The sequence below is a fragment of the Kitasatospora sp. NPDC098663 genome, assembly GCF_044760075.1.
GTDB lineage: Bacteria > Actinomycetota > Actinomycetes > Streptomycetales > Streptomycetaceae > Kitasatospora.
This window is the reverse complement of record NZ_JBIWAP010000025.1, coordinates 69,230-83,947: the sequence shown is the minus strand read 5'-3', so window position 1 is coordinate 83,947 and position 14,718 is coordinate 69,230. Positions and strand designations below refer to the sequence as shown.

Sequence of the window (14,718 nt, the reverse complement as noted above, 5' to 3'; positions counted from 1 at the left end):
CACGACCGTGCGACGGCCTGATCGGCGGTTCCGTGTCCTGAGCCGGCGTGCTACCCGGTCAGCGCCGCGTGCAGGGGGGCCAGCAGGGAGAGGTCGTCGGTGGTGACGGTGAGGTGGGTGGCGCCGGCGGACCGCCAGGCGTCGGCGAGGGAGCGCCAGGTGTCCGCCCGGCCGGGGGCGGGGCGGAGGCGGGCCTCGACGCCGAAGGCGCTCCAGTCGCGGCCGGCTTCGGTCACCGCCGTCCGCAGTTCGGCGATGAGTGCGGCACCGCGGTCGACCCGGTTGGCGAGCAGGCCGGACATGGTGAAGCCGTCGGCGAGGGTGGCGATCCGGCGCAGTGAGCCGGGTCTTCCTCCGGTGCGCAGGGTGCCGCCGCCCATCCAGAGGGGTACGCGACGCGGCCGGGGGGTGAGGGTGACGCCGGAGAACGCGACGTGCGCGCCGCCGAAGTCCGCGTCCGGCCGCGTCCACAGCAGGCGCAGCGCCTGGACCTGTTCCTCGAACAGTGCGGCCCGGGTGCCCGGGGCGACGCCGAGGGCGGCGGACTCGGCGGGGTCGGATCCGATGGCGACGCCCAGCCGCAGCCGGTCGCCGCTGAGGTGGGCCAGTTGCGCGGCCTGTTTGGCGGCGAGCACCACCGGCCGGTGCGGCAGGATCGTCATCGCGGTGGCCAGCTCGATCCGGGTGGTGACGGCTGCCAGGAACGCCACCAGCGTCAGGCTCTCGTAGGCGGGAACGCCGGACACCAGGTGTTCGGGGACGGACAGGTGGTCGTACCCGAGGCTCTCCGCCGTCACCGCGAACGCGCGGAGTCCGGCGGGTGAGAGGGCCGTCGGGACGGTCCAACCGAGGCGGAGGGTCATTTGCGGAAGGCCTCCGGGTCGGCGGTGGAGACGAACACCGCGCGCGGGCGTTCGGCGGGCAGCAGCTGGGAGTTGAGGAGGTGGCGCAGTGCCTTCTCACCGCCGGGGAGGGTGCCGGTGACGGACAGGTGGACGTGGAGGACCTGCGTGCCGTCCTCGGTCACCACCTCGGGCACGCAGTGCACGACCCCCGGGATGGCGTGCGCGGCCTGCCGGACGGTGTTCAGTGAGACCTTCTCGCCGCGCAGGACCACGAAGTCCGACAGGCGTCCGTGGAAGGTCAGATAGCCGTCGTCGATCGAGAAGGCGTCCCCGGTGGCGATCGTCCGCGGCCCCAGCAGGACTCTGCTGCTGTGCTGCCCGACCCGTCGCAGCAGGACGGTGCCGGATTCGACCAGCAGTTCGCCCACGTCGTCCTGCACCTCGCGCAGTGACGCGCGCACTCCCGGCAGCGGGCGGCCGACCGAGCCGTACCGGTGCGCGGGCTCGGCGTGCGCGGCCAGGGTCGACACGCGTGGTCCGGCCTCGGTGAGCCCGTAGGTCAGGTACAGCTCCGCGCAGGGCCGCACGGCCAGCAGGCGGGCCACCTCCGCGGGTGCGAGCCGGTCCCCGCCGACCGCCAGTGCCCGCAGGCCGCGTGGCACGAGCCCGGGGTCGGCCAGCAGTTGGCGGGCGATCGTCGGGGTCACCGCCGAGTGGGTGACCCCGCGCGCGGTGACGGCGTCGCGGTACGCGGTCGGCGAGAACGGCGGTCCGTCGAGCACCAGTCGCGCCTTGGTCACGTACGCGGCGAGCGCCTGTGCCACGAGGGCGTAGGAGTAGTACAGCGGCAGGTTCACCAGCAGGGTGTCGGCCGGGGTGATGCCGGTGGCGTCGGCGTGCAGGCGGGCGTTGTGCAGGAGCGAGGCCACCCGGTGCACGCACGCGCTGAACATCCCGGAGGTGCCGGAGGTGGACAGCAGGATCTCGCCCGGCCGGTACGGGGTGGTGGGGTGCCCGGTCGGCACGGCCAACGCGCCGCCCACCGGCAGCTGCGGCCCCACGCCGGCCAGCCGGGTGGTCACCACGACGCCGGCCCCGACGTGCCCGGCCAGTGCGCGCACCCGCTGCCACGGCGTGCTCGGCGGCACGGCCAGCGGCACCAGGCCCAGCAGCAGCGACGAGAGCAGCACGCGCAGCAGCTCGACTCCGTTGGTGAGGCAGAGCACGACCGCGTCGCCCGGTGCCAGGCCCAGCCCGGCCAGGTCCGCCAGCACGTCGTCCACCCCGGCCGGGGCGCCGCCGCCCGGACCGGCCGGGGTCGCCTCGACCCGGGTCAGGAAGTCGGCCACCCCGGACCGGGTGAGGCTGTTCACCGGTCGTCCCGGGCGCTGGTCAGGACCAGGCAGCGGCACAGCTGTCCGCCTCCCGGGGCGGGTTGCAGGCCGACCAGGAGCACGTGCCGGGCGTGGCCGTCCGCGAGCCAGCCGCCGAGCACCGTGAACGCGACGGGGGTGGCCCGGTCGGGGTGCGCCGCCAGCAGCAGGGACGGCCCGCGCAACCCGTGGCGCAGGGCGGGCAGTCCGGCCAGCACGCCCGGGTTCGCTCCGGCGAAGCGCAGCGGCGACACCCGGGACCTCGGCACCGAGTCGGCGATGCGGCGCATCGTCCGTTCGCTCCCGGTCGCGCTCATGACCAGGATCCCGGTGTCGGCGGCGTCGTCGAGCACGGGTTCGGCGCAGTCCGCCAGTGCCCGGTCCACGGTCTCGGCGACCAGCCAGGCCGCCGGGTCGGCGTAGAAAGACGGTTTGTTCACCGCGTACTCGTCCGGGTCGTCGGCGACCACCGTCGCCGAGCCCAGCACCCGGGTGCCCGTCGGCATGTGTGTCACGCCCTCACCCCTTCGAACAGCAGGCACGTGTTGAACCCGCCGAACCCCAGCGTCAGGCTCAGCCCGGCGCCGGGGCCGACGGGTTGCGCCGATCCCGTGGCCAGCCGCAGTGGGGCCGCCGGATCGCGCAGCCCGAGGACCGGTGGGACCTGTCGGTGGCGCAGTGCCAGGACCGTCGCCACGGCCTCGATGGCCCCGGTCGCGCCCAGGCCGTGTCCGAACGCCCCCTTGGTGGCGAACACCAACGGGCCGTCGGCTCCGAACAGTTCCAGCAGGCTGCGAGCCTCGACCTCGTCGTTGAGCGGTGTGCCGGTCCCGTGGGCGTTGACCACCGCGATGTCCGCGGGTGCCAGGCCCGCGGAGACCAGGCAGCGTTCGACGGCGCGCAGCACGGCGCGTCCGGACGGGTCCGGTGCGGTGAGTCCGGCGGCGTCGTTGGCCGCGCCGGCCCCGCGCAGCCGGGCGTGCACCCGGGCGCCGCGCTCCCGGGCGGAGTCGGGGTGTTCGACCACCACGAAGGCCGCGCCCTCGCCGAGCAGCATCCCGTCGCGCGCCCGGTCGAAGGCCCGCAGGCCGGTGGGGCTCATCGTGCCCAGCGCGGAGTGCCCGAGCCGCTTGGCCTCGGTGACCACGTCCACCCCGCCCGCCACGCAGACCCGCCGCTCGCCCGAGCGCACCAGGGCGTGCGCGACGGCGATCGCGTCCGATCCCGCGGAGCAGGCGGTCATGACGCAGACCGGGGTGCCCGGGTGCCCGATGCCCGCCGCCGCGTCGTCGGCCCAGGCGTGCAGCGTCGGCTCCGCCTCGTCCAGGCAGGCGCCGAAGCTGGTGCCCAGGACGAGGCCGACCTCGGGGTCGGTGGTGGACAGACGCGCGTCCGCGAACGCGGCGGACAGCGTCCGCCCGGCGAGCGCGCGCTGGCGTTCGCCCGCCCGGGTCCCGTACGGCACCGACGCGACGACGGCGGCGGCGGTGTTGCGCAAGGGGTACGGCGAGTGGACGGGCGCCAGAGCCGAATCGCCCGCGCACAGCCGTTCCCACACCGCCTCCTGGTCCCGGCCCAGCGGAGTGTCCCAGGCCAGTCCGGTGATCACCGGGGTCACCGGGGTCACCGGGGTCACCACGGCCGGGCCGCCGCGGGATCGACCTTCGTCCGGCTCATCGCGCCGCGGAATCCGGCGACGGAGCGGCCCTCCACGGTCACCACGGCGGAGAAGGCGAAGGTGGGGCCGGACAGCCGGTCCGCGCGGACGTCGAGCACGACCTGGTCGCCGGGCACGACCGGGGCGAGGAATCGGGACTTGACCGTGCCGACCAGGGTGACCTCGTCGTCGGCGAGCGGATCGCTGCTCAACTGGTAGAGCAGGACGCCGGACTGGGCGAAGGCCTGCATGGTGTGGCTGCCGGGCAGGATCAGCCCCGGGGTCAGGCCGCGCTCGGGCAGGTGCCCGGACAGCGCGCCCATCTCCGCCGAGACGGCGAACATGCTGCGCAGGAACACGCCGGGCTCATGGTCCAGAACCCGGTCGATGAACAGGCGGGGGTGGCGTCCGCGCACCAGGGCCGCGATGGCCGAGGTGCCCAGCGGCCGGGCCTCGCGGACCGTGACGGGAGGGGGCGCCGATTCGTTCGGGTGTCGCATCCGGGACGATTCCTCTCAGGGCCTGTCGCAGCGGTGCCGGTAGGGGCACCGCGCGCCGGGTGTCGGGGGCGACGGCGGCGAAGACGAGGTCGCCGGCCACCAGCGGGGTGCGGGTGCCGTCCTGCTCCTCCCGCAGCAGACGTACCGCGAGGGCGAACCAGGCCGCGCCGACGTGGTCGACCCGGGTGTCCCCGATGATCACGTCGCGGTACACGGCGCTGTTGAGGTAGGTCACCCGCAGGTCGGCGACCACCAGGTCGACGTTCGCCGCACTGAAGGCGGTCAGACCCGCGTCGTGCGCTTCGAGGTGTTCGGTGCCCGCGGTCTCCATCAGCGAGGTGTAGCGGGAGAAGTGCACGATCCCGGTCGCGTCGGTGTCGACGTGCTCGACCCGGGTGCGGAACCCCGCGCTCACCACAGGGCCCGGGCGCCTGCCGCCACCCGGTCCACGATCTCGTCGGCCTGCGTCCCGGTGGTGATCAGCGGCAGCACGATCCGCAGGGTGGGGTGGACGTAGCACCGGCCGCCGGAGCGTCTGCCCGCGCCCGCCATGAACTCGGCGTACACGCCCGCTTCGATCAACTCCCGGCGCAGCGCGCCGATCCGGTCCGCCGCCGCGGCGGTCAGTTCTACGCCGAGCATGACCCCGCTCCCGCGGACCTCGGTGAACACGTCCGGGTGGCGGCCCACCAGGGCGTCGTCGAGACGCTTGGCCAGGTCCACGCCGACGTCGGCCGAGCGTCGCAGCAGCCCTTCGGTCTCGATGTGCTCGATGCCGTCGCGGATCACCGCGCAGTTCGGTGGCCGCAGGTCGGAGGTGGTCACGGCGCCGGAGGAGCGGACGGCCAGCTCCGTGCGGGCGATCACCATCGAGGTGGACACCGCGCCCATGCCCAGGAACTTGCCGATGACGGTGATGTCGGTGGGCACCGGTCCGTCCGCGTCGCGCATGGCGAACCAGCTGCCGGTCTTGGCGAACGTCAGCACCTCGTCGGCCACCAGCAGCACGCCGTCGGCCGCGCACCGCCGCGCGAGTTCGCGCAGGTATCCGGGCGGAGGCGCGAGGATGCCCGCGTCGCCCTGGATCGGTTCGACCACGACGGCCAGCAGCCGGTCGGCGGACTCGGCGAAGTACTCGGTCAGGGCGTCGAGGTCGCCGAACGGGATGTGGTGGACCCGGACTCCGTACGGGCCGGCGGTGTCCGCGCCGGGCAGCCCGGCCCGGTAGTACCTGCGGTTGAGCAGCTGCACCAGCCCACTGGTCCAGCCGTGCCAGGCGCCGTGGAAGGCGAGGATGGTGTCGCGCCGCTCCTTGCCCGGGCGGTGGCACAGCCGCCGGCCGTCGAAGCGGGACTCCAGCACCAGCCGCAGCGCCAACTCGTTGCCCTCCGAGCCGGAGTTGCGTCCGCTGACGTGGTACCGCCCCGCGGGGAAGTGGTCGGTCCACAACCCGCCGGGGCCGAAGAGCCGGTCGAGGAGCTCCGCCCGTTCCAGCGAGCCCAGTTCGTCGGTGACGTTGCCGACTCCGGTGCCGCGCGCCAGCGCCGCCCGTACGACGGGGTGGCCGCCGCCCAGGGTGGCGCTGGCGTAGCCGCCGCTGGCGTCGAGCAACCTCAGCCGCCTGCCCCGGCGTTCCGGGCTCAGGTCGACCACGTCGAGGTGCAGGCCGCTGCCGCCCACGCAGGCGAACGGGAGCCGGGCCGCCCCGTAGTGGTTGAGGTGCAGGTCCGTGCCGCGCGACAGCACACCGGTCGGGTCCCCGGCGTGGTCGTCACCGGCGACCGGGGCCGTGCTCACGCGGTGGCCGGGGGGCGGTCGGCCCCCGACAGCCGCTCGACCAGTGCCAGCACATCACCGAGGGTGGACAACTCCCCCGCCGCGACGGCCTCGTCGGGGATGCTGATGCCGAACGCCTCTTCACACTGCACGCGCAGTTCCACGAAACCGAGCGAGTCCATGCCGTAATTCTCGCGCAGCCTGTCGTCGAGTCGCATCCGGTCGATCGGCACCTCCACCAGCACCTCGGAGTGCAGAATTCGTTTGATGGTCTGCAAAGGATTCACCAGAACTTCCCCTCTGGGTGGGTTCATTCGAACAGGCGGCGGCCGCGCGTCCGGCGTGCGGGAATGCCGAGTGAGATCGCGGAAACGGTCGGACCGAAAGTGGGACGACGCCGATCGAATACAAGGGGGCGTCAGTCATTCACGCTTTATCGAAGCTAGCCGAGGCTTTATCGCCTGTCAATGGTCGCCGATTTACCCGCCACGCACCTTCGAACGCCGTAATCGAGGATTCTTTTGCACGTCAGTTCGACGGCGATTCGGCCATTGCCGAGCCCATGGTCCGTACACCTGCGAAAACCAGCCCGCAGCGCGCTTCCCGAGCGGGCCGGCGCCGACGGCCAGGCGGCAGAATGCACCTTTTGCGAGATTTGAGACGCATCTCCGACTGGCGCATATGTTTCTTGTCCTGGTGAATCATCCCGAACTAGCCTGAGGTCGTCCATTTGTCTGGATGGACGCACAACGCGGGAACGGGCACGCCATCGGGCTCCCCGGTGGCAGCGTCAGGCCTCAACACCCGACTCCCTCCCGGTTCACCGCAAGCGCACCATCCGATGGCGCCGACCACTTCTGCTTCCTGTTCCTGCCGGCCGAAGTCCGCCCCCTTGCACGGCCGTCGGCAGACTCCTTCGAAGGAGCTTCGAAACATCGTGAAAGTCACCCCGGACGCCCTGCGCGGCGTCACCGTGTTCGTCGGCGGCCCGATCCAGCACGCCCTGGTGCCCGGCGGAATGGCGGCGCCGATCCAAGATTTCCTGAGACTGACCATCGACCAGTCGCAGCAGGCCGGCGCCACCGTACTGTCCGCTCACGTGGCCGAACGGTTCGGTGCCGACACCGCTTCGTTCACTCCCGAGGAGGTGTCCGTGCGCGACTACGCGTGGATGCGCGAATGCGATGTGTTCGTGCCGGTCCTGCCGGTGCTCGACGGCACCCTGCTGCGCACGGACGGCACGCACATCGAACTGGGGTGGGCCAGCGCGCTGGGCCGCCCCATCGTGGGCATCACCGACCAGCCCTTCGCCGAGTCGGCCAGCCACCTGCTCAAGGGGCTCGCCCAGGTCGCCGCCGCGACGTTCCTGTCCGCCAAGGAGATCGCCAAGGACCCGGCACTGCTGGTCGACGGCGTGCTCGCGGCGCTGGGCCGGACCAGGGCGGCGGCCTGACATGACGGCCCCGACCCACCTGCTGGGAATGCACCTGGCCAATCCGGTCGTGGTCGGCTCCGGCCTGCTCACCGACCAGGAGCGCAACATCCGCAGGCTGCTGGACACCGGCGCGGGCGCGGTGGTCACCAAGACCATCCACCCCAACCCGCCGATCGGCCTGGACGAGCGCCTCGTCAGACTGCCCACCGGAATGATCAACAGCACCACCTACTCCAAACGGTCCGTCGGTCACTGGGTGCGCATCCTGCGCGACCTGACCCGGGACGGACTGCCGGTCATCGCGTCCCTGCACGCCGACAGCCCGGCGGAACTCGCCGAGTTGGCGGCCCGCGTGGAGGCGACGGGCTGCCGGGCGCTGGAACTGGGCATCTCCTGCCTCAACGAGGAGGACGGCCTCGACGACACTCCCGAGCGGGTGCGCGCCTACACCGCGGCCACCCGCGCTGCGACGCGGGTGCCGTTCTCCGTCAAGCTGGCCAGCGGGGAGGGCCTGCACGCCCGGGTGTTCGCCGCCGCACGGGCCGGCGCCGACGCCGTGACCATCAGCGACACCCTGCCCGCCGCCGCCGTGCACCCGGAGACCGGTGACCTCCGACTCGGCGGCGTGTTCGGCTACTCCGGGCCGGGCATCAAGCCGCTCGTGCTGGCCTCCCTGTGGAAGCTGCGCCGAGCCGGGTTCACCCTTCCCGTGCTGGCCTCCGGCGGCGTGCAGTCGGGCCGGGACGTGCACGACTACCTGGCGGTCGGCGCGGTGGCGGCCCAGGTGTACACCGCGCTGCACACCGACATGTACCCCACGCTCGCCCGGATCGTGGCCGAGACCACCGGACCGGGGAACACCAACGCGGGGATCACCGACGCCGGGAACACCGGCCGGGGCCTCGAACCCTCCACCGGCGCGGACCGATCCGGGCAGGTGCGGCCGTGACCCCCCGCAGCGCCGGGCCGCAGCTGTGCGACCTGAGCAGCGCCGACGTCCTGGCGGCCACCACCGGGCGGACCGTGGTGTGGCCGGTGGGAGCCACCGAACAGCACGGTCCGCACCTGCCGCTGTCCGTGGACACCGTGCTGGCCGAAGCGTTCGCCCGGCAGATCGCCTACGAGCTGAACGCCCTGACCCTGCCGACGCAGTCCATCGCGGCGCGCTCGCTGCCGCAGAGCGGCGGCGGCCTGGCCTTCCCCGGCACCGTCTACGTACGCGGCCGGTCCCTGCTGGCCTTCCTGGAGGACGCGCTGGAGTCGCTGTGTGCCCTGCCGTGGAGCCGACTGCTGGTCGTCAACGGCCACTTCGAGAACGAGCCGTTCCTCTTCGAGGCCCTCGACGAGGTGGGCCGACGGCCGGCGGCCGCGGGCAAGGAGTTCATCGCGCTGAGCTGGTGGAGCCTGGTCGACACCGACTGGCTGGCCGGGCGAGTGCCGCTCTTCCCGGGGTGGCACGCCGAGCACGCGGGGATCACCGAGACCAGCCTGATGCTCTACCTCCGCCCGGAGCTGGTCTCGCCCGCACGGCCCGACCACGCCGACCCACCCCGCCCGGGGATCTACCTGCACCCCGCCGACGTGAGCCGCACGACCAACCAAGGTGTCCTGTCGAGCACTTCGGGCGCCACCGTCGCCCTGGGCAAGGAGCTCTTCTGGCACGTGGTCTCGGCCGCGGTCGACCTGGTGTCACAGAGCAACGCACTGCTGCACGAGGAGAAGAAATGACCGTCCCCACCCTCTGCGTCAGCAACGCCGTCGACACCCTGCGCGACTTCGCCGTCCGCGCCGACGGCGTCGACGAGCTGCTGTCGGAGTGCTACGCCCAGCAGGACCAGGCGCTGTTCTGGGGGCCGCTGGACAAGATGCTCGTCACCTACGAGCCGATCGGAGACCTGGACTGGCAGCGGAAGTTCCTGGAGATCGACGGTGTGGTGAACCTCAGCCCGGCGGGCCGCACCGGCTCGCTGTTCGCCGACATGCTCGCCGATCCCGAGCTGATGGCCGCCGTGGCCGCCCACGCCGGGCCGGGCCGCAGGCTCCGGCTGATCCCGCACACCACCACCGCCGACCTGTGGCGGTTCACCGAGGCCCTGCGCACCCGGTACGACGTGGTGACCGAGTTGCCGGAGAGCTCGCCGCAGCAGGCCCTCCGGGACCTGCTGGACACCAAGACGGGCCTGCGCGACCTGGCCACCGACCTCGGCATGACCGACGGCCCCTGCCGCATCCCGCCCGGTACGCACTGCACCGGGAAACAGGACGTGCCGGCGGCAGTCCGGGACATGCTCGCGACCGGCACACCGTGCATCGTCAAGGCGGACCGCGGGGAGGCGAGCCTCGGCCTGCTGATCTTCCGGCCGGGCGACGACGACATCGCCGAACGCCTGGCCGCGAGCACGTTCTACGACGAGGACCCGGTGGTCGTCGAGGAGTTCCTCGACGGCGACATCACCTTCCCGTCCGTGGAGTACATGGTGCCCGCGGACGCCCCGCCCCACCTCTGCTACACGACCGACATGCTGTTCGAGGGCGCCACGCACCTGCGCGGCAACGTCACCGCGCGCGAGCTGCGCAGCGCCTGGTGGTACCGCCCGCTGACCGAGGGCGGACTCCGGCTGGCCGAGGAGATGCAACGGCGCGGCTACCGCGGGCGCTTCGGCATCGACGCGATCGCCCGCGACGGCGTCGTCTACCTGCACGACCTCAACGCCCGCCGTACCGGGTCGAGCCACGTGCACGAATTCGGCGAGCACCTCATCGGCCCCGGCTACCTCGACACCCACGCGGTCGGCAACTACGACTTCTACGGCCTTCCGACCGGGCTGTACCTGCCGGAAGTGCTGCGCCTGCTCGGACCGCTCGTGGCCTCGCCCCGACACGCCGACCGGGGTGTGGTCCCGACCGAGCTGACGGACCTTCAAACTGGCAGACTGAGCTGCATGTTCTACGCCCCCGGCCTCGCCGAGCTGCACGACCTGATCGACAGAGCCAGGGCGGCTCTGGACCTCGGCCGGTGAGCAGCACGCTGCCCGTGGTCGGGACGGCCCGGCGCTGGCTGGTGCTGACCGTGGTGCTGCTGTGCTTCCTGCCCGCCGCCGTGGACGTCACCATCCTCACCATCACCGTCCCGACCCTCGCCCACGACCTGCGGGCGTCCCCGACCGAACTGCTGTGGGCGGTGGACGTGTACTCGCTCCTGATGGTCGGACTGGTGCTGGTCAGCGGGCCGTTGGGCGACCGGATCGGACACAAGCGGCTGCTCCTGGCCGGACTGGCCGTCTTCAGCGCGGCCTCGGCGCTGTGCGCGGTGGCACCGGGTCCGCCGGCCCTGATCGGCGCCCGGGCGCTGCTGGCGATCGGCGCGTCGATGATCATCCCGGCCACGCTGGCGCTGATCCGGCAGACCTTCGGCGACGGCCGCGACCACGCGGTGGCCATCGGGGCGTGGAGCGCGGTCGCCGCCGGCGCGTCGGCGCTGGGACCGGTGGCCGGCGGCTTCCTGCTCCAGCACTTCTGGTGGGGCTCGATCTTCCTGGTCAACCTGCCGATCGTGGCACTGGCCGTGCCCGCCGTGGCACTGCTGCTGCGCAACGAGGTCGAGTCCGAGCGGCAACCGTGGGAGGCCACCTCGCCCCTGCTCTCGATGGTGGGGTTCCTGGGCTGCGCCTACGCCATCATCGCCTTCACCCACGACGGCGTCGGCATCCCGGAGGTGGTGCTGCCGGCGGCGGCGGGCCTGACCGCGCTGGTGCTGTTCGTGCGACGGCAGCAGCGGATGCCGCACCCGATGCTGGACCTGTCCCTGTTCCGGCTACCCGGGCTTCGCGCCGGAGTGGTGGCCTCGGTGCTGCCGGTGCTGGTGATGGTCGGCTTCGAACTCCAACTGGTGCAGTACCTGCAGATCGCCGGGGGACTGTCGGCGGAGGCCGCCGCGCTGTACCTGATCCCGATGCCGTTGGCCGCGACGGTGGCGGGGCCGGTAGGCGGACTGCTCCTCTCCCGCCTGGGACAGCCGCGCGCGGGCGTGCCCGCCGGCCTGCTGCTCGCGGCGACCGGATACGTCCTGGTCGCCTCCGGCACGGTGGTCCCGCTCGGACTGGCCCTGATCGGGTTCGGCCACGGCCTGGTCCAGATGGTCGCCTCGAACCTGATCATGACCACCGCGCCGTCCTCCCAAGCAGGCGCGGCGGCGGGCATCGAGTCCGTCGCCTACGAGGCCGGCGCCGGCCTGGGGATCGCCGTCTTCGGCACGGTCACCACGGTGGCCTACCGGCTGCTCCTCCCCCCGGGCACGTCGTCGTCCCCGCTGGACGCGGGCGCCTCCCCGGAAACCGCCCGGGCCTTCACCGACGCCTTCCACTCCACCACCTGGCTGGCTGCCGCCCTCACCCTGGCCACGATCCTCCCGGCCACCCCGACGAGGACGTCGACGCGGTCCGCAACACCCGGCGCGGCCGCGAACGCCTCGACTTCCCCGGCACCGCCGGGTTCGGGGACGAGCAGCACACCGAGCAGGAGACAGCCGAACGAACGGACCTGACAGCCGTCGTCGACCAGACCGACCTACCGAATCCCCCGGCGCGCGGAGCCTGCTCCGGCCGAACCGGTGGGGCTGAGCGATGTCAGCCTTCGGTAGTAGCCTGCGTGGACGGGCGTCCTCCACGACTGTCCGGCGGGGCGACGCAGAGCCCGTGTGCACGGCGGCCCTGCCGGGATGATCCTGAAGACCAGGGGCGGCAACACGCGAGGCGGCGATGGACACCACACACGCAGCACCGGAAGAGACCGAGGCCTGGGTCGTGGCGCAGCCGGGGCCGGTGGGTACGGCACGCCCGGGGCCGTTGGTGTGGGAGCGGCGGCCGCTGTCCGCACCCGGACCGCAGGAGATCCTGGTGGAGGTGGAGGCGTGCGGGGTGTGCCGTACGGACCTGCACCTGGCGGAGGGGGACCTCGCTCCCCGGGTGGCGAGGTGCTCACCGGGGCACGAAGTGGTCGGGCGCGTGCGGGCGGCCGGTCCGGCGGTCGAGGAGTTCACGGTCGGGGACCGCGCCGGGGTGGCCTGGCTGGCCCGGACCTGCGGCAGCTGCGGGTACTGCCGGACGGGGCGGGAGAACCTCTGCCCGGATTCGCGCTACACCGGCTGGGACCGGCACGGCGGCTACGCCCGCCACGTGGTCGCGGACGCCCGTTTCGCCTACCGCCTGCCCGAAGGGCCGCCCGCCGAGGAACTCGCCCCGCTGCTGTGCGCCGGGATCATCGGCTACCGGGCGCTGGAGCGGGCCGAGCTGCCGCCGGGCGGGCTCCTGGGCATCTACGGCTTCGGCGCGTCCGCGCACCTGACCGCCCAGCTCGCCCTCGCCCGGGGCGCGCGGGTGGCCGCGTTCACCCGGGGTGCGGCGGCGCGACGGCTCGCGCTGGAGCTCGGCGCCGAGTTCGCCGGCGACTCGTCCGACCCGCCCCCCGAACCGCTGGACGCCGCCGTCCTGTTCGCCCCGGCCGGCGACCTGGTGCCGGTCGCCCTCGCGGCGCTGGACCGGGGCGGCACGCTCGCGGTGGCCGGCATCCACCTCAGCGACATCCCACCACTCGACTACCAGCGGCACCTCTTCCAGGAACGCACGCTGCGCAGCGTCACCGCCAACACCCGGGCCGACGGACGGGCCTACCTGGCCGAGGCCACCCGCACCCGCCCGGTGGTCCACGTGCGCCGCTACCCGCTGCGGCACGCCGACGCGGCCCTCGGCGACCTCACCGCGGGCCGCGTGACCGGAGTCGCGGTGCTCGTCCCGGAGTAGGCGACGGCGGACCGGGCCCCGTCGGCTGTCCGGCAGTTCGCCCGCCGAATACGGGCGGCAGGGGGGTCACGGACGACCGCCGGAGGAAGCGGTTCCGACGGGATCGGCTCCCGAATCGGCGGGGACAGGGGGTCCGGATTCGATCCGAGCGCGGACGAGTTCGACCGGGCCCCGGAACCAGCCCAGTTTCTCCACCCACCAGGTGAGGCCGGCCGCCCGGTACGGGGCGACGACCATGGCGTCGGTGTTCCGCTGGAACCCGGCTGTCTGGCCCTCCATGACGACATCGAACGGCTCGTTCTGGACGGCCTGTTGGGCGCGGACGTAGGAGACCACGGCTTCCAGGTCCGCAGGAGGCATCATCTGGGTGTGGCCCACCCCCGCCCGGGTGGGGAAGACGCCGTCCCAGCGCGCGGCCCGCCGCATGGGGCGTCGCGAGGGCCAGGTGCCGGCGATCCACACCGGGATGCGAGGACGTTGCGGGCTCACCGGCTGGAAGGCGAGGTCCGTGACCGTGAACCAGCGGCCGTGGAAGGTGAACGGCCGGCCCGCCCACAGCCCGTCGAGGACGTGGAGGGCTTCGTCCAGTTTCTCCGCACGCACCCGTGGGTCCGGATCATGGCCCAGCGCCTGGAACTCGGCGGCGGAGGAACCCAGGCCGGCGCCGAAGATCAGCCGTCCGCCACTGAGAAGGTCCAGCGCGACGGTCGCGCGGGCGACTTCGGCAGGACGCTTGAGGGCGAGCACGCTCACCATGACGCCGAGTCGCAGGCGCTCCGTGTCGGCGGCGATCGCGGCAAGGGTGGTCCACGAGTCGGTGACGTGCTCGTCTGGGTGTTCCGCGACCTGGCCGTCCCAGAGGAAGAAGCCGTCCCAGCCGGATTGCTCTGCCAGCACTCCCAGTTCGCGGAGCAGGCGGGGATCCGCGTACTCGCGCCTGTTGGGCAGTCCGACGGCGTATCGCAGCGGCTGCTGTGGCGTGGCGTCCATCGGCTGTCGCCTTCCTGGTCGGACACGACGGTCGCTGACGCGACCGGTTCCAGCCTCGATGATGTCGGCGGCGCGACGACCGGGGCAACCGGAACGGCGCCGCTCCGGTGACCTGGCCAGGTGACCGGAGACGGGCGGGCGGACGCCCTCCGACGCCGTGGCCGCCCGCTGTCCCGGCGTCGGAGGGGCGTCCGCCCAGGCGGTCACACGGGCACGGATCAGTAGTCGGATTTCCATGACGCGCAGCAGGTCAGCGGTCCCTCCACAGGCGGAGAGCCAGGCGCGGTGCTACGGTCCACTGGGAGCCTGAACCGCCGGCGGCGGTTCCGATGCCCTCCCCGCGT

The 14,718-nt window shown here is 73.0% G+C and carries 15 protein-coding genes; 6 read left to right on the top strand and 9 right to left on the bottom strand.

Annotated features, from left to right (window positions below; translation table 11 throughout):
- Positions 1-50: 50 nt before the first annotated feature.
- The 8 genes from ACIQVZ_RS25875 to ACIQVZ_RS25840 are packed head-to-tail and all read right to left on the bottom strand — an operon-like array spanning position 51 to position 6,438.
- Positions 51-863, bottom strand: coding sequence for a TIGR03619 family F420-dependent LLM class oxidoreductase (locus tag ACIQVZ_RS25875; protein ID WP_402453156.1), 813 nt, complete (start codon positions 861-863; stop codon positions 51-53).
- The gene (locus tag ACIQVZ_RS25870) at positions 860-2,218 is read right to left on the bottom strand and encodes a class I adenylate-forming enzyme family protein (protein WP_402453154.1); all 1,359 of its coding nucleotides are present in this window, start codon (positions 2,216-2,218) and stop codon (positions 860-862) included. The genes ACIQVZ_RS25875 and ACIQVZ_RS25870 overlap by 4 nt, the downstream gene beginning before the upstream one ends.
- A complete protein-coding gene (locus ACIQVZ_RS25865) occupies positions 2,215-2,724 on the bottom strand; it encodes a polyketide synthase (protein WP_402453228.1) in 510 nt (169 codons plus the stop codon). The genes ACIQVZ_RS25870 and ACIQVZ_RS25865 overlap by 4 nt, the downstream gene beginning before the upstream one ends.
- 5 nt (positions 2,725-2,729) lie before the next feature.
- Complete coding sequence (locus ACIQVZ_RS25860; protein WP_350876228.1) at positions 2,730-3,845, bottom strand: beta-ketoacyl synthase N-terminal-like domain-containing protein; 1,116 nt, start codon at positions 3,843-3,845, stop codon at positions 2,730-2,732.
- Between the two features lie 5 nt (positions 3,846-3,850).
- Positions 3,851-4,234: a polyketide dehydratase gene (locus tag ACIQVZ_RS25855; RefSeq protein ID WP_350876226.1), complete on the bottom strand. Its 384-nt coding sequence runs from the start codon at positions 4,232-4,234 to the stop codon at positions 3,851-3,853.
- 7 nt (positions 4,235-4,241) lie between these two features.
- The gene (locus ACIQVZ_RS25850) at positions 4,242-4,790 is read right to left on the bottom strand and encodes an acyl-CoA thioesterase (protein ID WP_402453152.1); all 549 of its coding nucleotides are present in this window, start codon (positions 4,788-4,790) and stop codon (positions 4,242-4,244) included.
- Positions 4,787-6,172 (bottom strand): aminotransferase class III-fold pyridoxal phosphate-dependent enzyme, encoded by a 1,386-nt coding sequence (locus ACIQVZ_RS25845; RefSeq protein ID WP_402453150.1) that lies wholly within the window; start codon positions 6,170-6,172, stop codon positions 4,787-4,789. The genes ACIQVZ_RS25850 and ACIQVZ_RS25845 overlap by 4 nt, the downstream gene beginning before the upstream one ends.
- A complete protein-coding gene (locus ACIQVZ_RS25840) occupies positions 6,169-6,438 on the bottom strand; it encodes an acyl carrier protein (RefSeq protein WP_350876220.1) in 270 nt (89 codons plus the stop codon). Before ACIQVZ_RS25840 ends, ACIQVZ_RS25845 begins: the two co-directional genes overlap by 4 nt.
- A gap of 650 nt (positions 6,439-7,088) precedes the next feature.
- On the opposite strand from ACIQVZ_RS25840, the gene ACIQVZ_RS25835 reads away from it, so the two are divergent.
- The 6 genes from ACIQVZ_RS25835 (at position 7,089) to ACIQVZ_RS25810 (ending at position 13,384) form a co-directional block, all read left to right on the top strand.
- A complete protein-coding gene (locus tag ACIQVZ_RS25835) occupies positions 7,089-7,604 on the top strand; it encodes a hypothetical protein (RefSeq protein ID WP_350876218.1) in 516 nt (171 codons plus the stop codon).
- A gap of 1 nt (position 7,605) precedes the next feature.
- Entirely contained in the window at positions 7,606-8,535 is a 930-nt protein-coding gene (locus ACIQVZ_RS25830) for a dihydroorotate dehydrogenase (RefSeq protein WP_402453148.1), read from the top strand.
- A complete protein-coding gene (locus ACIQVZ_RS25825; protein WP_350876214.1) occupies positions 8,532-9,314 on the top strand; it encodes a creatininase family protein in 783 nt (260 codons plus the stop codon). The genes ACIQVZ_RS25830 and ACIQVZ_RS25825 overlap by 4 nt, the downstream gene beginning before the upstream one ends.
- Complete coding sequence (locus ACIQVZ_RS25820; protein ID WP_402453146.1) at positions 9,311-10,606, top strand: hypothetical protein; 1,296 nt, start codon at positions 9,311-9,313, stop codon at positions 10,604-10,606. Before ACIQVZ_RS25825 ends, ACIQVZ_RS25820 begins: the two co-directional genes overlap by 4 nt.
- On the top strand, positions 10,603-12,129 hold the full coding sequence (locus ACIQVZ_RS25815) for an MFS transporter (RefSeq protein ID WP_402453144.1): 1,527 nt from the start codon (positions 10,603-10,605) through the stop codon (positions 12,127-12,129). The genes ACIQVZ_RS25820 and ACIQVZ_RS25815 overlap by 4 nt, the downstream gene beginning before the upstream one ends.
- A gap of 214 nt (positions 12,130-12,343) precedes the next feature.
- The gene (locus ACIQVZ_RS25810) at positions 12,344-13,384 is read left to right on the top strand and encodes a zinc-dependent alcohol dehydrogenase family protein (protein ID WP_402453142.1); all 1,041 of its coding nucleotides are present in this window, start codon (positions 12,344-12,346) and stop codon (positions 13,382-13,384) included.
- A 66-nt stretch (positions 13,385-13,450) separates the two neighbouring features.
- Here ACIQVZ_RS25810 and ACIQVZ_RS25805 read toward each other — a convergent pair whose 3' ends face one another.
- Entirely contained in the window at positions 13,451-14,374 is a 924-nt protein-coding gene (locus tag ACIQVZ_RS25805; protein WP_402453140.1) for an LLM class flavin-dependent oxidoreductase, read from the bottom strand.
- Positions 14,375-14,718 lie beyond the last annotated feature (344 nt).